Below are 21,861 nucleotides of genomic sequence, written 5' to 3' on the forward strand. Positions count from 1 at the left end.
GGCAGATATCATGCTTACTGTTTGATATAAACGGCTTAATAGGTAAATAATCGTTAAACGGTGAAACTTTCACCACAACCACATTCACCCTTTGCGTTAGGATTATTGAACTGAAAACCTTCATTTAGGCCTTCTTTGACAAAATCAAGTTCAATACCTTGCAAATAAATAAAGCTTTTAGCATCGATGATGATATTCACACCCTCGATATTATAAAGTTCATCATCGTCATTGAGTTCGTCAACGAACTCAATGACGTATGCCATACCTGAACAACCTGATGTTCTCAACCCAAGGCGCAAGCCAAGGCCTTCCCCGCGATTAGCAAGAAACGATCTAACTCGATCAGCAGCAGCGGGGGTCATTGAAATTGCCATCTTAACTCCAGGTATTACTTAGCTTGTTTGCTTTTATACTCTTCAATTGCTGCTTTAATGGCATCTTCTGCCAAAATTGAGCAATGAATTTTAACCGGCGGCAATGCTAACTCTTCAGCGATGTCGGCATTTTTAATGGTCGCGGCTTCATCAACACTTTTACCTTTAACCCATTCTGTTACTAATGAGCTAGATGCAATTGCGCTGCCGCACCCATATGTTTTGAATTTTGCATCTTCAATAATGCCGTCTGCATTAATTTTAAGTTGCAACTTCATTACATCACCACAGGCTGGCGCACCAACCATACCCGTTACTATTGATGGATCGTTCTTATCAAATGAACCTACGTTACGTGGGTTTTCATAATGATCGATTACTTTTTCGCTATAAGCCATGATAGTACTCCAAAATCTGTGTCGTTATTAGTTTACGATTAATGGTATTACGCTCATTTAATGAGATTAAATTAGTGTTGTGCCCATTGAACTTGGTCCAAATCGATACCATCTTTGAACATCTCCCATAACGGAGACATTTCGCGTAACTTATCAATAGATTCATTTATCGTTTTAATAGAGTGGTCAATTTCTTCATCGGTAGTAAAGCGACCAATAGAGAAACGAATTGAGCTATGTGCCATTTCATCATTTAAACCCAATGCACGTAATACGTAGCTTGGCTCTAAACTTGCTGAAGTACAGGCTGAACCTGAAGAAACCGCTAAGTCTTTTAAGGCCATCATTAACGACTCGCCTTCAACAAAGTTGAAACTTACGTTAAAAATACCACTGTAGCGTTGTTCCATATCACCGTTGATATAGGTTTCTTCGATATGTTTAATACCGTTCCACAACTTGTCACGAAGATGGGTAATACGTGCGCTATCAGCGGCCATGTCTTGTTTAGCAACAGCGGCTGCCTCACCTAAGCCTACGATTTGATGCGTTGCTAATGTGCCACTACGCATACCGCGTTCGTGTCCACCACCGTGCATTTGCGATTCAAGACGAATACGTGGCTTACGGCGAACATAAAGTGCACCGATACCTTTTGGTCCATACATTTTATGGCCAGAAATCGAAATTAAATCTACTTTGGTCGTTTGCACGTCAATCGGAAGTTTACCCGCACTTTGCGCAGCATCCATGTGGAAAAAGATACCTTTTGAACGGCATAATTCACCAATGGCATCGATATCATGTATGACACCAATTTCGTTGTTAACATGCATAATACTGACTAAAATTGTGTCATCGCGCATCGCCGCTGCTAAACGTTCCATTGGGATAATGCCGTTAGCATCGGGAACAAGATAACTGACTTCATAACCTTCACGTTCTAACTGTCTGCAAGTATCTAAGGTTGCTTTATGTTCAGTTTTACTAGTGATGATGTGCTTGCCCTTTTTATGATAAAAGTGGGCAATACCTTTAATCGCAAGGTTACTCGATTCTGTCGCACCTGAGGTAAACACAATTTCACGATGATCAGCATTGATTAAATCAGCAATTTGATTACGGGCGACATCAACCGCCTCTTCAGCTTGCCAACCATAACGATGTGAACGCGATGCTGGATTACCAAACACACCGTCCATTGTCATGTGTTGCATCATTTTTTCTGCGACACGCGGATCGACAGGGGTTGTGGCGGCATAATCTAAATAGATAGGAAGCTTCATAATACACTCCGTACTCAGCAGTCTCAGATGAGGCTACATACAACGTACAAATAATAATGATTTATCAATCAACATAGGGAGTTACAAACTCAATCTATGTTCCTTTTGTATTTCGTCTTGCTTTAACGAGATAAATTGAACGTCTCGTTTTTGCATTAAACCCGCAAGCGAAATACTGTCTAAAAACTCTGAAATTTGTTTACTTAAGTCACCCCATAAAGAATGGGTTAGGCAACGAGTACCACTTTGGCAGTTACCTTTTCCTTGACAACGAGTGGCGTCTACAGATTCATCAACAGCATGCACGACCATACCAATTGAGATATCGTTGGCTTCTAGACCTAGACGATAACCACCACCGGGCCCACGAAAACTCGACACCAAACCATGTTTACGTAACTTTGCGAAGAGTTGTTCAAGATAAGACAAAGAGATACCTTGTCTTTCAGAAATATCGGCTAAAGGCACGGGGCCAGTAGCAGAGTGAATCGCAACATCCAGCATAGCTGTCACTGCATAGCGACCTTTTGATGTAAGTTTCATAACTTGTACTGCTCCCAAAAAGTATGCAGTAATTTGAACATACCCGAGTAATTTAGTCAAGTATTAATCCTACTAAAACACTCGGGTATTAATATGACTAACGCACTCGGATATCATGGCATTTCTTATCACAAAAAGTTCCATATTTTCGCAGAAGGTATTTAACCTTTTTATCTTGGAAGATTCAATGCCGATAAGGCAATTAATCGCATTATCGGCCAATTGTTTGACATGAATCTACAATGACTTAATGATTTTTAAATACTCGGGTCGAACTTATCAATATCTTGTTTACGATTTGTGGCAGCTTCTCGAGAAACGTCATCGAACGCATCAACGTTTAATTCTGGCAACTTTTTAGTACACACTTCACCACCCATAAGTTGAATGGCATTACACAGTTCTTCTACTTTAGAGTCCATTAAATGCATGTGGTCAAGCATTTGCCCTATGGCATTAGCCACTGGGTCGGGGTTATCGGGTGATACTGCGTACGCATCAAAGCCGTACTTTTTAGCTATTTCGGTGCGACGTTCAGTTTTTTCTGTTGACTGGTTGGTCGGTGAAGACACCACTCGCCCGGGTATGCCCACAACAGTATGATCACTGGCGACATCCTTAACAACGACAGAATTTGAACCAACACGAGCACCATCATGCATAGTGATAGGTCCAAGGACTTTGGCCCCTGCACCAATAACCACATTATTGCCTAAGGTGGGATGACGTTTACCTGGCTGCCAGGTGGTCCCTCCCAAAGTAACGCTATGATAAAGCGTACAATCATCACCAATTTCAGCTGTTTCACCGATAACGACACCCATGCCATGGTCAATAAAGAAACGGCGACCAATCGTCGCTCCTGGATGAATTTCAACACCCGTTAACCAACGGGAAAATGTCGATAAACACCTAGCGGTAAAGCGCCAGTTGGCGATCCACAGTTTATGACTAATACGGTGGATCCAAATAGCATGCATACCGGGATAATTAAATATTATCTCTAAGGTACTGTTTGCGGCAGGATCTCGATGATAAATCGATTCAATATCTTCTTTTAGCCTAGCGATGACGACCATGATGTGTTCCTTTACTGCTTAATCTTATTTATCCACTTTCTTATCAATAGAAGTCAAAATACCCCGTAGAATATTCATCTCTGGTGCTTCAATACGCGCACGAGTGTATAAACGACGTAGTTTAGTCATAACTTGTCCAGGATGATTTTTAATCACAAAACCAGTTTTAGACAACGTTGACTCTAAATGGACGAAGAAACGTTCCAGATCAGAGGTTAATGGATATTCATCCGTCACTGCTGGAGTTTCAGTTTGCGCTAGGTGCGCGACTCGGGTTTCATAACAAATAATTTGTACTGCTTGCGCTAAGTTTAACGAGCTATATTCTGGGTTTGCTGGAATAGCCACGTGATAAGTACATTTTTGTAACTCTTCATTACTTAAGCCATGATTTTCACGGCCAAATACAATGGCAACAGGGCCATTTAAGCTTTCTTGATTCAGTTTTAAACCGGCTTCACGAGGATCAAGCATCGGCCAATCAAGGGTACGACTGCGCGCGCTAGTGGCAATCACTAAGCTACAATCGGCTATTGCTTCTTCTAACGAATCAACTCGAGTCAGGTTTTTAAGAATATCTGACGCACCTGCAGCCAGCGCTATCGATTGTCCATCAGGCTCAGCTCTCGGCTCTGCAAGATATAAATTTGATAAGCCCATGGTTTTCATTGCTCTAGCAGTAGAGCCAATATTACCAGGGTGCGAGGTACCAACTAAAACAACACGAATATTACTGAGCATGTAGCACTTTCTTTTAGCTAAAAATATTATCCACATATTAACACAATCGTTAAAAATTACGTTATATGAAAATCTGCATTTGATATAACTGTCAAATTAAGTATAATGCGGGCGCTATTTTACTCGTTCTTTAACATCCAGGGGATTGCAATGCATCCGATGCTGACTATTGCCACGCGCGCCGCACGCGCCGCAGGCCAAACTATTATGCGCGCCTATACTGAGCTTGATCGTGTTGAGGTAAGCAGTAAAGGTATTAATGATTTTGTGACTAGTGTGGACAAGGAAGCAGAAGCAACTATTACTTATCAAATTCGTAAATCTTATCCAGACCACACCGTCATTGGTGAGGAAAACGGTGAAAACCGTGGTGAAAACAAAGACTATGTTTGGATAGTTGATCCTTTGGATGGCACTAACAACTTCGTTCGTGGTATTCCTCACTTTGCGGTATCTATCGCAGTTCAATATAAAGGCAAAATTGAAGTTGCCGTTATTTACGATCCTGTCCGTGAAGAATTATTTTCAGCGGTTCGCGGCAAAGGCGCTAAGCTCAATGATTTCCGTATGCGTGTAACCAATGTCAATGATTTAAGCAATACGATGATCGGCACCGGTTTTCCATTTAAAGCACGCCAACACACAGAAAGCTATATGGCTATTCTGAGTGAAGTGTTCCCATTGTGTGCAGATATTCGTCGTGGCGGTTCAGCTGCGTTAGATTTAGCCTACGTTGCTGCAGGCCGTTTAGACGGTTTCTTTGAAATTGGCTTAAAGCCATGGGATATCGCTGCAGGCGACTTAATTTGTCGTGAAGCAGGCGGTACCGTTACCGACTTCATGGGTGCGCATAACTACATGATTTCAGGCAATATTGTTGCTGGTAGCCCGAAAGTGACGACTCAACTGGTTAAAACCATGCGTCCTTTACTAAATGAAGGCTTAAAACGTTAATCGTTAGCCATATATTATTGTATAGATCCTTAGCAATAATCGATTTAAACCGCTAAAGCACAGCTATAGCGGTTTTTTTATGTCTGTCATATAGAGCCCCTGCAATACTTGTAACACTTCTTGTTTTATCCCAGTCAATCTTAAAATGAGTCATACCAATCATATGGTGTACTTGATCAGTTCAGTACGGCTAACGTTTTTTAAGACAGAACTTATTAAAAAGCCATGATATATCTTGCAAAATAGAGCAACAATGCTGGGAAATCATCCCAAATTCGTCAATAATAGTATCTTGATTTTGTTAATGTAGAAGATTATGCGACAACTGCGAAACTTAGGCCTAAAATCCTTAAAAAGTATCGAATATTTAGTGTTATTTATTATTGCACTGGCGACCGTATTTGCCATTGGTGAAGAAATTCTTCATATGTTTGACATTAGAACCGTGGAACTAGCTGACTTACTCCTACTATTCATATATCTTGAAGTATTAGCTATGGTGGTCAATTATATCGAATCAGGTAAATTACCTATCCGTATGCCGCTTTATATTGCGATTGTCGCCTTGGCTCGGTATTTAATTTTAGACATGAAGGGCATGGAAGATTGGCGTATTTTAGCGATTTCGCTTTCGACCATTTTACTGGCGAGCACCGTTATCGTGATCCGCTGGGGCCAATTGAAAATGCCTTACCCTAAAAACCAAGACTACGATAATTAATCATCTTAACGGTTCAGCCAAATAAAGCCGAGTATCGATTACTCGGCATGTTGACCAAAGTTTGGTTTTGCTTAACAAAGTAACTATGCTAAAAGTTAACAGTAGAACGTTAAAAGCTGAAATTATAGAATAAAACCAGAAAATTGTTAGATTAATAGATATTAAGTATTGTTGGTAATGAACCGTCACAAAGCAACAGATATAGATGCTGACAGATTAACCATTTCAAGGAGATACATAATGGGGCAAGAGCCAACAGGGTTCGAAGAAAAACGCAGTTCTTTACGTTTAGATATGGAAGCTGAGCGGATCCGTCTAGATTGGATTAATGCACAAGGCGAATCATGTATAGACCATGGTATCTGTATTGACCTCGCCCGCAAAGGAGTCTTATTTGACTTCAAAGCCAGTTTTAAAGTCGGTGATTTGATCGCATTAACGTTCAATGAAAATACCAATAAACAAAATACGATTAAAGGCCAAGTCTGTCGCTGTACCGAATGCTCGCCTTACAGTTACCATATTGCTTTACAGCTTATTTAATTGATTATTTTATGCAGTACCCTATGGCGGCTCTGTACTCAAAATAAAATACCAATCAATATTTTCGGTGCAACAAGGCGCCTAGCATCAAGGATCACAACATGATATTGCTCGTCGGCGGAGAAAAAGGTGGCAGTGGAAAAAGCTGTTTAGCACAAAATATTGCCGTACACATTAGTCAAAAATACGATGCCAATGTGCTAATGGTTGACTGCGACCCGCAACGAACCACATCAGACTGGATCCAAGCTCGCAATAATGACCCCAGCCTAAAAGCCATCAATTGTATTCAGCTTTATGGCAAAATCCGTAATGATCTGCTGAGTTTAAATGAACGGTTTGACTATGTCATTGTTGATTGTGGCGGCCAAGATAACCTTGCAATGCGAGCGGCCATGTCTGTAGCAACCTATGTTGTGATCCCGCTTCGTCCAAAGCGTCGCGATCTTAAAACCTTACCTCATATGGAAGACATGCTCAGTACCTGTAAGATGGTCAATCCCAAAATGATTGCAGCCATTGTGATAACGCAATGCCCTGCACTGCCATCTCAAGGTAAACGTATTTTAGAAGCGAAGGAAGTCGTGGAGTCTTTTGGTTTACGTGCACTCAACTCAGTGACGTTTAGTCGTAATATCTATGATGATAGTGAAGAAAGTGGCTCTTCTGTCCTAGAAATCGATCCTAGCGGTAAAGCTGCTGATGAAATTAGAGCCATTGCCGATGAACTGTTTGCCATTCCGCCAGAAAATAGCTATGAGTTTAACTGATCTTAAGCGCAAGAAAACTAAAGATACCCGAGTCAAGGTATCTGTTGACGACTTTATTGAAGATGCTAATAATTATGCGTTGGGTTTAGGGGCGTCTCATGACCAGCCCGTTATCACCTCAACGACTCAAGACTTTCTAAAAGGGCTCGATAAAAAAAGTACTAAAATTTATCGTCATGCCACTTTTACATTAACCGAAAAAAGTATTTCACAATTAGATGAGATAGCCAAAAGCAACAAAGTGGCTAAATCAAAAATACTCAGAATACTCATTGATGATTTTTATCAGCAAAGTAACACCAAGCAATCTGATTTATTAAGAAAAACATCACGCTAACGATAGGACTTTTCGATGAGTATTATCAACAGATATGTTGGCAAGCACGATGTCCAATGATGTGATCAAATACCCATAACATTGACCTTTAATGGTTTCAACGTGTGGGCGCAGATATACTTGATTAGCACAGACAATTCATCATTGAAGACGAGTCATTATTAGAGATCGGACCCGATAATAAGCTGCGCACAGAGATACGTTATCTCTAATCTCTATTCGGTCATAGCCTTGAGTTGATAATCAATTACTGCTGATGCCTTTTAATATCATGCTAAAATTAAAGTAGTATTATTTATATTGCACTCATATTTGTGGCAACGAGACGCCACTAGCGACCCCCAGCTAACCAGTAATGGCTCTCTTATCAGAGCAAAAAAATAATATATTTAGCCACCAAAATCTGACTGCCTTTAATGAATCCATAAGAGAAAATATGCCGTTAATATTACTGCTAACACAACAGATGTGTGTTTATTTAGTTCTCGTTTACTTAGTCAGTAAAACGCCGTTATTTAAATTTTTTGCAGAAACATCAAAACGCTTACCTCATAAAATCTTTATCTACCTTGTGTTCTCCAGCTTTTGCATTATGGCAACTTACTTTGGTGAGCAAACATCAGGAGCCATTGCCAATACTCGGGCGATGGGGGCTGTATTAGGCGGATTGCTAGGTGGTCCAGTCACTGGTTTGTTGGTTGGGCTAACGGGTGGATTACACCGTTATTCTATGGGGGGATTTACCGATATTGCCTGCGCGATATCGACCACCTTAGAAGGCTTATCTGCTGGGATGATCAGCTATTATTTAAAAAAAGCCGGTAAACCTGAATTGGCTTATCAGCCTATTATCGTATTTGGGGTGACGTTTATGGCTGAAATAATGCAGATGTCAATTATTTTACTGGTCGCAAAACCCTTTGACCAAGCTTGGGAATTGGTCAAGCTAATCGCTCCACCTATGCTACTGATTAACTCCCTAGGCGCGGCGATGTTTATGAGTATTGTTCGCGACCAAAAAGCCATGTTTGATAAACTCTCATCCAGTTTTTCGACCAACGCGCTCAAAATAGCTGAACGCAGTGTCGGATTATTGTCCAAGGGCTTTGATTTGGAGTCGAGTAAAAAGGTTGCCCAAATCGTCATAGAAGAAACCCAAGTCGGGGCTGTCGCCATTACAGACAGACATAAATTACTCGCCTTTATTGGTATTGGGGCTGATCATCATATTCCTAATACGCCAATTTCATCCCAAATCACCCTTGATGCCATTGCACACAATCGGGTGATGTTTGCCGATGGTGTCGACACTAGCTATGCTTGCTCCATAGCCGCTAATTGCAGTTTAGGTTCAAGTCTAGTCATACCACTGCTCAGTAACGATGAGGTCATTGGCACCATTAAGTTATACGAACCTAAAAATAAGCTCTTTTTAAACATTAATCGCACCTTAGGCGAAGGGATTGCAAGGTTACTGTCAAACCAAATTCTCTACGGGCGATTTGAACAACAGAAAAGTTTATTGATGCAAGCAGAAATTAAATTGTTACAAGCGCAAGTTAATCCGCACTTTTTATTTAATGCGCTCAATACTATCAGCGCCATTATTAAACGTGACCCACAAATGTCGAAGCAATTATTACAGCAATTATCCCAGTTTTTGCGCATCAACTTAACTCGCACCACCGGGCTGGTGACCATGGCTGATGAACTTGAGCATATTGATGCTTACCTCTCCATAGAGCGGGCTCGTTTTATTGATAAACTGCAGGTTACCATTGATATTCCGGCAATTTACCATCATCTAAAAATGCCCGCGTTTACCTTACAACCTTTGATTGAGAATGCGGTTAAACATGGAACATCGCGCTTACTTGATGCGGGCATTATTAATGTAAAAGCCACACCCGATGGCGAAGACTTATTACTCAGCGTGACCGACAATGCAGGTTTATACCAACCATCCACTAACACTGAGGGTTTAGGGATGAATTTAGTCCACAAACGGATCCAAAATTTATTTGGTGACCAATACGGGATTGAGGTCGAGTGTAAAACCGATCTATTCACTTGCATCAGTGTGCGTTTACCTCTGGAGGAGATAGACCAATGATCTCCTGTTTAATCATTGATGATGAACCTTTTGCTCGTCAAGAAATCGCCGATTTATTGGCACTACAAGCAGATATTCAGGTGTTGGGGCAATGCAGCAATGCGATTGAAGCACTGCAACAAATCAACCAATTAAAACCCGCATTAATTTTTGTCGACATTCAAATGCCGCGTATTAACGGCATGGAACTGATTGCCATGCTTAGCCCAGAAAATATGCCTAGAGTCGTCTTTGTCACTGCTTATGATGAATATGCCGTTAAAGCATTTGACAACAATGCCTTTGATTATTTACTCAAACCCATTGATGAAAAACGCTTTAACCAAACACTCAATCGAGTCAGAGCCGATCTGTCACCACAAATGATGCACCCTATGATCCCAACTCAGTTAGCCCATTTACCCTGTTACAGCGGTAATAAACTCAAAGTAGTCGCAACGGCTGATGTTGAATATATTTTTAGTGATGTCGGTGGGATCCATGTGTGCTCAAATAAAAATTATTGTCACACCCAATTAACCTTGAAAGTGTTGCAAGAAAAAACCCCGTTAATCCGCTGCCATAAACAATATTTATTATCTCCCAACGCTATTTCTGAAATAGAACTCATTGATTCAGGTGCAGAAGTCACTACCCGTAGTGGTGCAAAAGTGCCCGTTTCACGCCGTTATTTAAAAGAGCTTAAATTATTACTGGGCTACCAATAACCAACTCATCTCGCCGCTTAGTCTGCCTATTTACCGCTTAGGCACCCGATCCGACCACTTAATTAACTGTCACCCTTTTTTGATAAAAACTGCTTTACAGTGATATCACTTAAAAATGGGGAGATAACAAAATGACGTGGTTTTTACTCTGTGTGGGCCTGCTAATCGGCGGCTACTTTATTTATGGGGCCTTTGTCGAAAAAGTATTCGGCATCAATACCCAGCGACAAACACCTGCTTTCACCCAAACAGACGGCGTCGACTTCGTGCCAATGTCCAAAGGTAAAGTGTATTTAATTCAACTGCTAAATATTGCCGGTGTGGGGCCAATTTTTGGTCCTATTTTAGGCGCATTATATGGCCCAGCCGCTATGTTGTGGATTGTATTTGGTTGTATTTTTGCCGGTGCGGTTCACGATTACTTCTCGGGAATGCTATCGGTACGCAATAACGGTCAGTCAGTACCCAGCTTAGCAGGTAAATACCTAGGTAAAAACGCCAAGCACTTTATGAACTTGTTTGCCATTATCTTATTATTGTTAGTCGGCGTGGTATTCATCTCTGCACCTGCTGGCTTACTGAGCAAACTGACTGGTTTAGATGTTACCCTCTTTGTTGGTATTATTTTTGTCTATTATTTAATTGCCACCATCGTTCCTATCGACAAGATCATTGGTCGCTTATACCCATTCTTTGGCGCATTACTGGTATTTATGTCAGTGGGACTTATCATAGCGTTAGCCATGTCAAGCGAACACACCATGTTAGCGGGTTTTGAAATGGGTGACTTCGTTACTAATTTAAACCCTAACGACATGCCATTATGGCCTGCCTTGTTCATCACCATTGCTTGTGGTGCCGTATCTGGTTTCCATGCTACACAATCACCATTAATGGCACGTTGTGTTGAAAATGAGTCAAATGGCCGCTTTGTGTTTTTTGGTGCCATGATTGGCGAAGGTATTATTGCGCTAATTTGGTGTGCCATTGCATTATCATTCTTTGGTGGTGTAGAAGGATTAAATGCCGGTATGGCAGGCAACCCAGCTAACGTAGTGTACGAAGCCTCTAACGGATTATTGGGCACATTTGGTGGCTTCTTAGCTATCTTGGGTGTCATTGTATTACCTATCACCTCTGGCGATACTGCATTTCGTTCAGCTCGCTTAATCTTGGCTGAATTCTTTAACATTAAACAAATCGAGTTACCTAAGCGCCTTATGCTTGCAGTGCCCCTTTTTGTTGTAGGTGCGGTGCTAACTCAAGTCGATTTCGGGGTGATTTGGCGCTACTTTGGTGTCGCAAACCAAACTACCGCAGTGATGATGTTATGGACTGCAGCAGCTTATTTACTGCGCCATAATAAATTTCATTGGATTTGTACTGTACCGGCGATGTTTATGACTTGTGTGGTGATTAGTTTCATACTCAACTCATCAACATTAGGCGCAGGTTTACCGATGACAGTGTCAACGATTGCAGGTTTAGTCTCCACAGCAATAATCACTGCGATGGTGATCATAAAAACCAAAGGCAAAGGCGATGTTGATACGGACAATGATATTGACGATGATGATAAAGTTGAACTAGCCAACGAGCTATAACATTCAGTATGGTTAAATAAATGGCAGCCTTGGCTGCCATTTTTACGTTGATATCACTTTGGCGACAATGTGGGTATAATATTGCAAACTTAATTAGCTCGCACAATCCATGACCCAAGCAAACAATCCGCTTCACGGCATTAAACTAGAAACTATCGTTACTGAACTCGTTGAAAAGTACGGGTGGGAAGAATTAGGATCTAGGATAAATATTCAGTGTTTCAAAGATAATCCGAGTGTAAAATCAAGCTTGAAGTTTCTGCGTAAAACGCCTTGGGCGCGTGATAAAGTTGAATACTTATATCTTAAGGCCAACAAACTGCCCTTGCCGCCACCTAAAGACGATAACCGCGGTTCTTTTGCGGCTAAAACGCGGCCTGCGAAGGTAAAAACACCGTCAGCTAAACCCGTCTCAAATAAAACGGTTGCCGCTAAAGCTAAAGCTGACTCTGACTCTGACACAGCAAGTACAGAATCAACAACACCAGTCAATGCCGATATTTGGGGAGCAAGCTCAAATTAGCTTATCAATGGCTAAACTCTGCCAGGGCTTATAGCGGAAATTCGAAAATTAATCGCCAAACTTTAAGCCCGCCACCCACTTGATAACTGAACCCAAAATGTTCGATTTTTACGCTGTCTAAGCCTATCGCACTGAAGCTGATGGGTTTTGAAAAGGCTAATGTCGTGCCGATTTCATAAGTGTATGAGGTTAAAACATCATTACCAACTGGGGTGACGAATTTTAGTTTGTCAAAATACCAATGTGCGGCAATAAAAAATCTCGGCGCCACAAGGGTATCTTGCCACTGCCAATCATAATTAACCCCAAAGTCGATACCGGTTTTAAATACCGAATAGCCTTCTGTGCTGTCATTTTGATTACTTTGATAGCCGGCATAATACACTCGGTTTACCCATACAGGGGTGAATAAAGGCGCATCAAGTTTATAGAGGGCCGATATGCCTGTGGAAAAAATCCCGACATGGCTGTAAGTCGAAAAATTATGCCCATAGCCTAAATCAACATAACTCTCCAATGTTAGCTGATCATCCACCAGCCAATGATATTCAAGCCCTGGCGTTAAAGTAATAGTGCCCACATTGTTAGGAAAACTGCCTTGAGGTAAGTCATTAAATGAATAATCAAAAAAACCAAACGATGCCGTAAAACGTAACTTCAACACGTAATCATCTGCTGAATCAAGTTCGAATCCCATCGGGATATTGGCAACAGCAGCACTTTGGCCAGAGGTACGATAAATACCACTGCCTAAGTAATTGGCAAATGCATAATGAGAAGCATCTGGTTCAGAGATCAATTCAGGCGATGTAGCGGGAGATAATTCAGATGCTTGGCTAATATTACTGCCAAGAATGAGTAATACCGTCACGGATATGACGCGAGAAAAAGGATACAAAAAACGCGTATAACTAAACGATGATGAACCAATGAGTGGTATGATCTGCCTTTGTTTCATCATCATCTAAACTTTATGTTGTCAGGCTATTCATCGTGGAAGTAGTGCTCCGACATCATATGACCCATTTCAGTTGACTTGGTCTTTAAATATGATTCGTTGTAACGATTTTTACCTACTTGTAATGGGATACGTTCGACCACTTCAATGCCAACATTTTGCATTGCCATGACTTTACGCGGATTATTGGTCATCAACTTCACTTTAGTGACCCCAATTTTCTCTAGCATAGGCAAAATCATGTCGTACTTGCGCATATCCGCTTCAAAACCTAAACGCAAATTAGCTTCTACCGTATTGGCGCCAGCATCTTGCAGCTCATAAGCACGAATTTTATTGAGCAAACCAATCCCACGTCCTTCTTGACGTAAGTACAACAAAAAGCCTTGGCCTTTCTCAGCAATGCTTTGCATTGCTGCTTGTAATTGAAATCCACAATCACAACGTAAACTAAATAATGCATCACCGGTCAAACATTCTGAATGAATACGACCTAGCATAGGTTGAGTGGGATCCAGTTGACCGAATGTCAACGCAACGTGTTCTTTACCCGTGGCGGTCTCTTCAAAACCGTGCATAGCAAAAACCCCCCAAGGAGTGGGTAACTTAGATGTTGCGATATACTTTATCGACATGAATTAACCTTACGACAACTAACTGTAAAAGAAAATATTAGAACTTAGCAGGAGCAAAACCTGTTACATCTTTAATGCCCATTTCACGGCCTAATGCCGTTAAAGGATGCACAACCACTAAGCCTTTAACTGATTTATTTAACTTGCCCATATCAGCTTGTTCTGCTTTGGTTAGCGTGCGCTTAAAGCCTAGCGCTTTCAACGCTGTACCTTCTTGGCTAAACTGACGTGTTTGTTGGCCTTTAATATTTGCGATTCGCTTAGTAACGGTTGCCACTTCTTTCTTAAACTGCAGGACAATCGCGGCATCACCACGTGCTTCAGCCGCGGCTAATTTGCGACGAAACTTGTCTAATTTATCATTCCAAGTCTGCAGCTCTTGCTTTAAATTCATTTGATTACCTTCAATGCTTTACTGTGTTAATGATTCATTTTCGCTTATGCGTTTATCACAACACCGTTTCGGAGGCAGATTATATACCCAAAACCCCCTAAGATGCGAATAGCAAACGCTTGATATATGAATGTACCAGCAAACTTTTTCACCCCATACAAATAATCAAGATATTATTACATTACAACAAACAATCAACACTATTGGACTGTGCACATTTTGCATGACTTACGTAATGTGTTTTATGCCATCGTATATACCTAATCGCCCCATGGTTTATGCCCTTCGCTGCCAAGTTAGTGATCCGCATTTCTCACTCATATTGATTAATTGATCCGCAACCAAATCACCTATATCCCCTTTTTACGACATTTGAGATAAATCACTATTGCAATACTTATGATAATCATTATCATTCGCACTATTGTAAATAAAGGTGCCTGTTATGACGTTACTCCGTTTATCTCTCCTTGCCATTGCCTGTCAAGGTGTACTGTTTCCCGTTTATGCTCTCGCACAAACTCCCATTAGCCAGCCTAAAGCAGGAACACAGGCATCAACTGATAAGGCCAATACATCATCCCCAACTGATTATGAACGTATTACTGTTTACGGCAGACAAAACCACGTGGTGATGAACTCAGGACTGGCGACCAAATCGAATATGTCACTGATGGAAACCCCCGCAGCGGTGGTTATTGTTGATGAGGCATTAATTGACTCGCAAGGCATCACTAATATGCAAGAGTTGGTGCGTAACATCAGCGGAGTGACTCAAGCGGGCAATAATTATGGTATTGGCGACAACTTAGTGGTGCGCGGATTAGGTGCCAACTATACCTATGATGGTATGTATGGCGGCGCAGGTTTAGGTAACACCTTTAACCCAACACGTTCGCTGACCAACGTCAGCTCAGTCGAGGTGCTCAAAGGGCCTGCAACAGGACTTTATGGCATGGGCAGCGCAGGCGGCGTCATTAATCTTATTGAGAAAAAGCCAGCATTTGACGGTAAACAGTTGTTTGAAGCAGAAGTGGGTCAATGGGACACTTATTCATTGATGGCCGACAGCACAGGCGCAATAACCGACGATATGGCTTATCGAGTGGTGGCTAAAAGTGCCCGCAGTGATGGCTATCGCGATTTGGGTACCGACAGAGATGAAGTTTATGGCTCACTAAAGTTTGTATTAGACGACAACCAAAATCTGATGCTATCTGCTGCTTACATTAACGATGCCATTCCGGTTGACTCGATTGGCCATCCTATCCGTATTTATAATGCCGCTTCTGTCGATGGTAAAACTGCAGCTGACGTTAGCTGGCAAGATCTGGTTAACGACCCAAGCAGCAAAGGTTTACAACTTAGCGATGAGCAGCGCCAACAACTGGCTGACTCGTTAAGTGCCAGTGACGGACAAACGCCATATGAGTTTGGTCCCAATGGGCTTATTTCACCGATGGCGAAAGACAACCAAGGTGAAGAGTTGCGCTTTAAACTCACCCATAATATTTACCTCACCGATAACTTATTCTTAAACCAACAGCTGCAATATCGTAATTACGAAACGGCTTTTGCTCGTCAAACGGGTGCTTATAACTATGTATATTGGCAACGAAATGGAGTGATTAACCAAAATCCTCGTGCGCCGCTTGTTGAAAATGATGTGTTATATCCCTACGCAGCACGTCGTCAGGAATACCGCAAAGTGTCCGCAGACGAAAAGTCATGGCAGTATTTTGCCGACTTACGTTATGACTTTGACATTGGCAACATTAGTAACGAATTACTGGTCAATGTTAACGTTGAAGACCGCGATATCCGCTTTAAGCAGTATTCGATTTACGACGCCGACTATACCTTGAAAGACCCCAACGGCAATCAATCCTATCAAGGCTCTCTACCTTTTATTTATGATATCCGTAACCCAAATTGGGGTGAAGGAGAATTTGAAGATTACGACCCATTATTAACCAGTAACTACAATAAATCTGTCACTGCATGGGGTTTGGGCGTACAACATGTGGGTTACTTAGGGGGCGGCTTTACCAGCCGTATTGGCGTTGCCTTTAATGAGATTAAACAAAGCTATGAACACTTAGGTGTTGATGCCCGCTACAGCAGTAGCCTAGCCGATCCTCAGCCAGAAGCCGACACCACAGATAACGGTGTAACCTACAATTTAGGCTTAACCTTTATGCCTACTGCCGATATCTCTATATTTGTTAATCACTCTAAAGGCCGAACAGCATACCGTGTGTTAGGCGACGTAAAAGGTAATGAAGCTGACCGCGAAGATTCGCAATCAATCAGTAATGATTTGGGTATTCGCGCCAAAGCATTTGATGACCAATTATTGGCATCATTAGTATTGTTTAAAACCTCACGCACCAATCTGGCTTATACCAACCCAAATTACGACAGTAGCGCGGTCACGCCTGATATTGACCCATACTTTTATGATGGCAGCGAAGATACCAAAGGGGTAGAACTGGATCTGAATGCTTATTTAAGTGACCAGTGGAAAGTGAACCTTAACGCGGTTTACCAAGATGCCAGAGACAATCAAAATCCCAATAGTAGTGATTATGGCCAACGCCAAAAAGGTGTGCCTTATGTAACCGCGGGGGCTTGGGTAACTTATGCAGCAGAATTGGGCTTATCAGCGCCACTATCATTAAGCCTAGGAGCCAAATATGTGGATGAGCGTAGTACACACTCAAGTTCGTTTGGCATACCTGACGGCTACGTACCAAGTTACACCGTAATCGATTCAGCCATTAGTTATGATGTTGAGCGTTATAAAGTTCAATTGAACATTAATAACATCTTTAATGAAACTTATTACGATAAAGCCATGTTCTTAGGCGGATTGCCCGGCGAAGAGCGCAACGCGAAGTTAACGGTAACCTATCGAATTTAATGCAATAGTGGTTTGGGTTCGGTTTGATCAAAATCGAATGACAACATGGTGTAAAGCACTGCCTTTTGCAGTGCTTTTTTATCCCTGTTTGATAAGGATAATTGACTATCTAGGCTACATGTAGGATAACCGAGACATTAATTCAAGCGGTTACCTTAGGATATTATTTGATGGCTAATACCATTTTTACCCCATACACCTTGACCAATGGCGCAATTATTCCTAATCGGTTGGTCAAAGCCGCCATGGAAGAAAATCTTGCTAATGCCCTGCAACAACCTGATCACGCATTGTTCAGCTTATATGATGCTTGGGCAAAAGGCGGCGTTGGATTAATGATCACCGGCAACGTCATGATTGATCCCTTAGCCATGACCGGCCCTGGCGGCGTGGTATTAACCTCTAGCAGCGCACTTGCCCCCTTCACTCAATGGGCCAAAACGGCTAAACAACATAGTGCCAGAGTATGGATGCAGATCAATCATCCCGGCAGACAGGTGTTTAAAACCATGGGCGGTAAGAATATTGCCCCATCAGCTATCGCACTCGATCTAGGTAAACATTCATCAATGTTTTCTGAGCCTAAAGCCATGACTACTGCAGATATTGACGACGTTATCCAACGTTTTGTTACCACAGCCAGCATGGCTCAACAAGCGGGGTTTGATGGCGTACAAATTCATGCCGCACACGGATATTTACTGGCACAATTTTTATCGCCATTAACCAACAGGCGCAATGATGAATGGGGCGGAAGTCTTCATAATCGTGCCAAACTATTAATGGAAGTGGTCAAGCAAGTTAGGCTGAGATGTGGTGCCGGTTTTGACATTGCGGTAAAACTCAATTCAGCCGATTTTCAACGGGGTGGCTTTGATATCGACGATGCCGAAAAAGTCATTACTATGCTGGCGCAGCATCAAGTAGAAATGGTGGAATTATCAGGCGGCAGCTATGAAGCACCCGCTATGCAAGGTCGCAGTGCCGATGAACGCACCTTAGCTCGAGAAGCTTACTTTTTAAGTTTAACCGCGCAGTTGGTCCAGCGCAGCCCTATACCTTTAATGTTAACAGGGGGGATTTATCGCCTGCCAGTGGCACAACAAGTCATTGATACCGGCTTTGCCTTATGCGGTATTGCCAGCGCCCTCGCCTTTTATCCCAACTTAGCCAATAAGTGGCGAACACAGCCCGAGTTTATCCCGTCTATTCCAATGGTTAATTGGCAAAGTAAGCCCTTAGCTGGGCTGGCAACTATGGCTATCATTAAACGCCAACTTCGCCGCATAAGCCAAGGGAAACCACCACAAACCAATGATTCCCCCTTGTGGAGTTTAGTGGTCGATCAATTTAGAACGAAACAACGCACTAAGAGTTATCGACATGCTTTAGGCATCACGAACGCTTAAAACACTCATGCTTAACACCGTCTAGATTCAAACACTATCTGTTAAAACGATAAACCTGTTGATTGCTGCTACCGCGCCACAATAGCGCGGGATCAGCTTTATCTTGTTCAAACTTACCGTCAATCATTACATCCACCAAGTTCACCACGGTTTGTTGCTGCTCACTTAGATCAGCAAGTTGGTAACCGGTCCATAACCAAATATCTTTCTCGGGACATTCATCCTTTACCCGCATCACCAATTTCAATATCGCTTCAAGGTTAGCGGGATGCAGCGGATCACCACCGCTTAACGATAAGCCGCGACGGAAAATACGACTGTCGGTTAAATCATTAAGAATCTGATCTTCTAACGCTTGGCTAAATACATGCCCAGCATCGACACGCCAAGTGCTTTGGTTATAGCATCCCTTACAAGCATGCTCGCAACCGCTGACAAATAACGTGCAGCGATTGCCCTCGCCGTTGATCACATCAATACTATGATAAGCACTATAATACATTATAAATGCTTCACTCTGCGCTTCACTTCTTCTTGCTTACCAAAGTTAAACGGCCGTGAATCTGGGCTGCCCAAATAGCCACAAACTCGTCGAATCACAGACACTCGACTAGGTTCGTGATTACCGCATTTGGGGCAAACAAAGCCCTTGCTGGTACAATTGAACTCACCGATATAGCCACAATCGTAACACTCATCAATCGGAGTGTTGGTGCCGTAATATGGCACCCGACTGTAGCTGTAATCCCAAACATTTTCGAGCGCTTCAATATTGTGCTGCATGTTAGGGTATTCGCCGTAGCAAATAAATCCACCATTGGCGATAGCCGGATAAGGTTGTTCAAAATCAATCTTATCGTATGGATTCACTTGCTTTTCAACATCTAAATGGAAACTATTCGTGTAATAGCCTTTATCTGTCACCCCTGCCACCACACCGAACTGAGTCGTATCAAGCTGGCAAAAACGGCTACATAAATTTTCACTAGGAGTACTGTACAAACTAAAACCATAACCCGTTTCTTGCTTCCAAGATTCAGTGGCTTGCTTCAAATGATTAATGATCGCAACAGCTTTCTCACGTAATTGAGCGTTATCAAACACATGTTCAGCATTGCCATACAAGGCATTAATGGTTTCGTGTAGGCCAATAAAGCCTAACGAAATTGACGCACGACCATTTTTAAAGATCTCGCTAACATCATCATCGGCATTTAAGCGCACGCCACACGCCCCTTCCATATAAAGAATTGGTGCCACTCGCGCTTTAACCCCGGTTAACCGAGCAATGCGAGTATCTAACGCTTTGCGTGCAATCAGTAGTCGCTGGTCGAGTAATTGATAAAAACGCTGTTCATCTTGACCTGCTTCCAACGCAATACGCGGTAAGTTAAGGCTAACAACACCTAAATTATTGCGTCCTTCATGTACCAATTGGCCATCTTCTTCATAAGTGCCCAAAAATGAACGACAACCCATCGGAGTTTTAAATGAACCAGTGACTTTCACCACTTGATCATAATTTAAAATATCAGGGTACATGCGCATAGTTGAACAGGTTAATGCCATCTTTTTAATGTCGTAATTGACGTCAGCCGCTTTATGATTCACGCCATCTTTAATCGCAAACACCAATTTAGGGAATACTGCCGTTTTACGGTTTTTACCTAAGCCAGCCATGCGCACAGTTAACATAGATTGCTGAATTAAACGAGATTCCCACGATATCCCCAATCCAAAGCCAAAGGTAACAAAGGGCGTTTGTCCATTGGCGGTATGTAAGGTGTTGACTTCATATTCAAGCGATTGAAACGCGTCATGACACTCTTTTTCGGTTTGAGTCATCGCATAATCTTCCACGTCGGCCACTTGCCATTTTTTAGCGACGCTAAGGTGCTTTTGATAACTAATTTGTACAAACTCAGCTAACACTTCATCAATACGGTTAATCGTTGTGCCACCATAAATATGGCTCGCCACCTGTGCAATAATTTGCGCCGTCACAGCCGTTGCGGTCGAAATCGATTTAGGCGGTTCTATTTCAGCATTGCCCATTTTAAAGCCATGAGTCAGCATGCCGGCTAAATCGATTAACATGCAGTTAAACATCGGGAAAAATGGTGCGTAGTCTAAGTCGTGATAGTGGATTTCGCCCTTTTCATGTGCTTCGACAACATCTTTAGGTAATAAGTGAGTTTTGGCGTAATGCTTGGCAACAATCCCGGCAAGTAAGTCACGTTGAGTGGGGATCACTTTGGCATCTTTATTGGCGTTTTCGTTTAAAATGGCACTGTCTGATTGCTCAACCAAGCCGCGAATAGCACAATTTAATTTACTTTGAGTTTCACGATGGGTATCGCGATCATGGCGATACTCAATGTAATGACGTGCCACCGATTTATACGGCCCAGACATTAATAAGTTTTCGACTGCATGTTGTAGTTCGTGAATATCAACTTCGGTTTTCGCAGCCATTTGCTGTTCAACCGTTTGCGCTAACTGCTGCGCATATTGATGATCTGCTTGACCTGCAGACTCCATTGCTGCTACTACAGCCTCTTTGATCCGACATCCATCAAAGGCGGTTCGACATCCATCTCTTTTCACGACTACAAGCATACGACCATCCTTACAAGCACTATATATAGAACTTTAATTTACAAAAAACACAATATAGAGTGTATTAGACACATTAACGCTGAGCGTTACTTTGATCCAGATCATAATTCTCAGCACTACTTAATATTGAAAAACATCTTGCTTTCAGCAAAAGATATTGTAGGAATGTTCACTGATCCGTCGGATAAAAATACAAGGGGAGAGATGGTAAATTGTTTCACAATATG

The 21,861-nt window shown here is 42.1% G+C and carries 22 protein-coding genes; 11 read left to right on the forward strand and 11 right to left on the reverse strand.

Going from position 1 to position 21,861, the window contains the following annotated elements; translation table 11 throughout:
* Positions 1–53: 53 nt before the first annotated feature.
* The 6 genes from iscA to trmJ form a co-directional block, all read right to left on the reverse strand.
* Positions 54–377 carry an iron-sulfur cluster assembly protein IscA gene (iscA, locus tag EGC80_RS18995; protein WP_101032100.1) on the reverse strand — a complete coding sequence of 108 codons (324 nt, stop codon included), beginning with the start codon at positions 375–377 and terminating at the stop codon, positions 54–56.
* 14 nt (positions 378–391) lie between these two features.
* Complete coding sequence (gene iscU / locus EGC80_RS19000; RefSeq protein WP_101032101.1) at positions 392–775, reverse strand: Fe-S cluster assembly scaffold IscU; 384 nt, start codon at positions 773–775, stop codon at positions 392–394.
* A gap of 71 nt (positions 776–846) precedes the next feature.
* Positions 847–2,061 (reverse strand): IscS subfamily cysteine desulfurase, encoded by a 1,215-nt coding sequence (locus EGC80_RS19005; protein WP_124011767.1) that lies wholly within the window; start codon positions 2,059–2,061, stop codon positions 847–849.
* A gap of 81 nt (positions 2,062–2,142) precedes the next feature.
* A complete protein-coding gene (iscR, locus tag EGC80_RS19010; protein ID WP_124011768.1) occupies positions 2,143–2,604 on the reverse strand; it encodes a Fe-S cluster assembly transcriptional regulator IscR in 462 nt (153 codons plus the stop codon).
* A gap of 257 nt (positions 2,605–2,861) precedes the next feature.
* Positions 2,862–3,683: a serine O-acetyltransferase gene (gene cysE / locus EGC80_RS19015; RefSeq protein ID WP_101032104.1), complete on the reverse strand. Its 822-nt coding sequence runs from the start codon at positions 3,681–3,683 to the stop codon at positions 2,862–2,864.
* Positions 3,684–3,707: 24 nt separating this feature from the next.
* Entirely contained in the window at positions 3,708–4,424 is a 717-nt protein-coding gene (trmJ, locus tag EGC80_RS19020; protein WP_101032105.1) for a tRNA (cytosine(32)/uridine(32)-2'-O)-methyltransferase TrmJ, read from the reverse strand.
* 150 nt (positions 4,425–4,574) lie between these two features.
* Here trmJ and suhB point away from each other — a divergent pair, with 150 nt between their 5' ends.
* The 9 genes from suhB to EGC80_RS19065 all read left to right on the forward strand — a co-directional run bounded on the left by suhB (position 4,575) and on the right by EGC80_RS19065 (position 12,696).
* Positions 4,575–5,378, forward strand: coding sequence for an inositol-1-monophosphatase (gene suhB / locus EGC80_RS19025; RefSeq protein WP_101032106.1), 804 nt, complete (start codon positions 4,575–4,577; stop codon positions 5,376–5,378).
* Positions 5,379–5,694: 316 nt separating this feature from the next.
* Positions 5,695–6,099 (forward strand): phosphate-starvation-inducible protein PsiE, encoded by a 405-nt coding sequence (locus tag EGC80_RS19030; protein ID WP_101032107.1) that lies wholly within the window; start codon positions 5,695–5,697, stop codon positions 6,097–6,099.
* A gap of 240 nt (positions 6,100–6,339) precedes the next feature.
* A complete protein-coding gene (locus tag EGC80_RS19035; protein ID WP_101032108.1) occupies positions 6,340–6,642 on the forward strand; it encodes a PilZ domain-containing protein in 303 nt (100 codons plus the stop codon).
* 101 nt (positions 6,643–6,743) lie between these two features.
* The gene (locus tag EGC80_RS19040) at positions 6,744–7,412 is read left to right on the forward strand and encodes an AAA family ATPase (protein ID WP_101032109.1); all 669 of its coding nucleotides are present in this window, start codon (positions 6,744–6,746) and stop codon (positions 7,410–7,412) included.
* Positions 7,399–7,749: a replication protein RepA gene (locus EGC80_RS19045; RefSeq protein WP_101032110.1), complete on the forward strand. Its 351-nt coding sequence runs from the start codon at positions 7,399–7,401 to the stop codon at positions 7,747–7,749. Before EGC80_RS19040 ends, EGC80_RS19045 begins: the two co-directional genes overlap by 14 nt.
* A gap of 436 nt (positions 7,750–8,185) precedes the next feature.
* Positions 8,186–9,862 carry a sensor histidine kinase gene (locus tag EGC80_RS19050; protein WP_124011769.1) on the forward strand — a complete coding sequence of 559 codons (1,677 nt, stop codon included), beginning with the start codon at positions 8,186–8,188 and terminating at the stop codon, positions 9,860–9,862.
* On the forward strand, positions 9,859–10,569 hold the full coding sequence (gene btsR, locus EGC80_RS19055; protein WP_124011770.1) for a two-component system response regulator BtsR: 711 nt from the start codon (positions 9,859–9,861) through the stop codon (positions 10,567–10,569). The genes EGC80_RS19050 and btsR overlap by 4 nt, the downstream gene beginning before the upstream one ends.
* A 131-nt stretch (positions 10,570–10,700) precedes the next feature.
* Positions 10,701–12,173, forward strand: a complete 1,473-nt coding sequence (locus EGC80_RS19060) for a carbon starvation CstA family protein (protein ID WP_101032113.1) — start codon at positions 10,701–10,703, stop codon at positions 12,171–12,173.
* A gap of 109 nt (positions 12,174–12,282) precedes the next feature.
* The gene (locus tag EGC80_RS19065; RefSeq protein ID WP_124011771.1) at positions 12,283–12,696 is read left to right on the forward strand and encodes a VF530 family protein; all 414 of its coding nucleotides are present in this window, start codon (positions 12,283–12,285) and stop codon (positions 12,694–12,696) included.
* 28 nt (positions 12,697–12,724) lie between these two features.
* Here the strand turns inward: EGC80_RS19065 and EGC80_RS19070 are convergent, their stop codons facing one another.
* Genes EGC80_RS19070 through EGC80_RS19080 form a run of 3 tightly spaced genes read right to left on the reverse strand, consistent with a single transcriptional unit; the run spans position 12,725 to position 14,683 of the window.
* Positions 12,725–13,660 (reverse strand): hypothetical protein, encoded by a 936-nt coding sequence (locus tag EGC80_RS19070; RefSeq protein ID WP_124011772.1) that lies wholly within the window; start codon positions 13,658–13,660, stop codon positions 12,725–12,727.
* Positions 13,661–13,680: 20 nt separating this feature from the next.
* A complete protein-coding gene (gene ribA / locus EGC80_RS19075; protein WP_101032116.1) occupies positions 13,681–14,289 on the reverse strand; it encodes a GTP cyclohydrolase II in 609 nt (202 codons plus the stop codon).
* A 37-nt stretch (positions 14,290–14,326) separates the two neighbouring features.
* The gene (locus tag EGC80_RS19080) at positions 14,327–14,683 is read right to left on the reverse strand and encodes a YibL family ribosome-associated protein (protein ID WP_101032117.1); all 357 of its coding nucleotides are present in this window, start codon (positions 14,681–14,683) and stop codon (positions 14,327–14,329) included.
* Positions 14,684–15,128: 445 nt separating this feature from the next.
* On the opposite strand from EGC80_RS19080, the gene EGC80_RS19085 reads away from it, so the two are divergent.
* Positions 15,129–17,606 carry a TonB-dependent receptor gene (locus EGC80_RS19085; RefSeq protein WP_124011773.1) on the forward strand — a complete coding sequence of 826 codons (2,478 nt, stop codon included), beginning with the start codon at positions 15,129–15,131 and terminating at the stop codon, positions 17,604–17,606.
* 170 nt (positions 17,607–17,776) lie between these two features.
* On the forward strand, positions 17,777–19,015 hold the full coding sequence (locus EGC80_RS19090) for an NADH:flavin oxidoreductase/NADH oxidase family protein (protein ID WP_124011774.1): 1,239 nt from the start codon (positions 17,777–17,779) through the stop codon (positions 19,013–19,015).
* A 34-nt stretch (positions 19,016–19,049) separates the two neighbouring features.
* Here the strand turns inward: EGC80_RS19090 and nrdG are convergent, their stop codons facing one another.
* On the reverse strand, positions 19,050–19,517 hold the full coding sequence (gene nrdG, locus EGC80_RS19095; RefSeq protein ID WP_124011775.1) for an anaerobic ribonucleoside-triphosphate reductase-activating protein: 468 nt from the start codon (positions 19,515–19,517) through the stop codon (positions 19,050–19,052).
* On the reverse strand, positions 19,517–21,634 hold the full coding sequence (gene nrdD, locus EGC80_RS19100; protein ID WP_124011776.1) for an anaerobic ribonucleoside-triphosphate reductase: 2,118 nt from the start codon (positions 21,632–21,634) through the stop codon (positions 19,517–19,519). The genes nrdG and nrdD overlap by 1 nt, the downstream gene beginning before the upstream one ends.
* Between the last annotated feature and the right edge of the window lie 227 nt (positions 21,635–21,861).

Source organism: Shewanella psychromarinicola, assembly GCF_003855155.1.
Classification (GTDB): domain Bacteria; phylum Pseudomonadota; class Gammaproteobacteria; order Enterobacterales; family Shewanellaceae; genus Shewanella; species Shewanella psychromarinicola.

Bases quoted from the DNA above. Each gene is read 5' to 3' on its own strand.
- cysE (WP_101032104.1), bottom strand. From the start codon at position 3,683: ATGGTCGTCATCGCTAGGCTAAAAGAAGATATTGAATCGATTTATCAT.
- iscR (WP_124011768.1), bottom strand. From the start codon at position 2,604: ATGAAACTTACATCAAAAGGTCGCTATGCAGTGACAGCTATGCTGGAT.
- EGC80_RS19040 (WP_101032109.1), top strand. From the start codon at position 6,744: ATGATATTGCTCGTCGGCGGAGAAAAAGGTGGCAGTGGAAAAAGCTGT.
- btsR (WP_124011770.1), top strand. From the start codon at position 9,859: ATGATCTCCTGTTTAATCATTGATGATGAACCTTTTGCTCGTCAAGAA.
- EGC80_RS19005 (WP_124011767.1), bottom strand. From the start codon at position 2,061: ATGAAGCTTCCTATCTATTTAGATTATGCCGCCACAACCCCTGTCGAT.
- EGC80_RS19060 (WP_101032113.1), top strand. From the start codon at position 10,701: ATGACGTGGTTTTTACTCTGTGTGGGCCTGCTAATCGGCGGCTACTTT.
- EGC80_RS19030 (WP_101032107.1), top strand. From the start codon at position 5,695: ATGCGACAACTGCGAAACTTAGGCCTAAAATCCTTAAAAAGTATCGAA.
- nrdG (WP_124011775.1), bottom strand. From the start codon at position 19,517: ATGTATTATAGTGCTTATCATAGTATTGATGTGATCAACGGCGAGGGC.
- EGC80_RS19085 (WP_124011773.1), top strand. From the start codon at position 15,129: ATGACGTTACTCCGTTTATCTCTCCTTGCCATTGCCTGTCAAGGTGTA.
- iscU (WP_101032101.1), bottom strand. From the start codon at position 775: ATGGCTTATAGCGAAAAAGTAATCGATCATTATGAAAACCCACGTAAC.
- trmJ (WP_101032105.1), bottom strand. From the start codon at position 4,424: ATGCTCAGTAATATTCGTGTTGTTTTAGTTGGTACCTCGCACCCTGGT.
- EGC80_RS19090 (WP_124011774.1), top strand. From the start codon at position 17,777: ATGGCTAATACCATTTTTACCCCATACACCTTGACCAATGGCGCAATT.
- EGC80_RS19065 (WP_124011771.1), top strand. From the start codon at position 12,283: ATGACCCAAGCAAACAATCCGCTTCACGGCATTAAACTAGAAACTATC.
- ribA (WP_101032116.1), bottom strand. From the start codon at position 14,289: ATGTCGATAAAGTATATCGCAACATCTAAGTTACCCACTCCTTGGGGG.
- nrdD (WP_124011776.1), bottom strand. From the start codon at position 21,634: ATGCTTGTAGTCGTGAAAAGAGATGGATGTCGAACCGCCTTTGATGGA.
- EGC80_RS19035 (WP_101032108.1), top strand. From the start codon at position 6,340: ATGGGGCAAGAGCCAACAGGGTTCGAAGAAAAACGCAGTTCTTTACGT.
- suhB (WP_101032106.1), top strand. From the start codon at position 4,575: ATGCATCCGATGCTGACTATTGCCACGCGCGCCGCACGCGCCGCAGGC.
- EGC80_RS19050 (WP_124011769.1), top strand. From the start codon at position 8,186: ATGCCGTTAATATTACTGCTAACACAACAGATGTGTGTTTATTTAGTT.
- EGC80_RS19080 (WP_101032117.1), bottom strand. From the start codon at position 14,683: ATGAATTTAAAGCAAGAGCTGCAGACTTGGAATGATAAATTAGACAAG.
- EGC80_RS19045 (WP_101032110.1), top strand. From the start codon at position 7,399: ATGAGTTTAACTGATCTTAAGCGCAAGAAAACTAAAGATACCCGAGTC.
- iscA (WP_101032100.1), bottom strand. From the start codon at position 377: ATGGCAATTTCAATGACCCCCGCTGCTGCTGATCGAGTTAGATCGTTT.
- EGC80_RS19070 (WP_124011772.1), bottom strand. From the start codon at position 13,660: ATGATGATGAAACAAAGGCAGATCATACCACTCATTGGTTCATCATCG.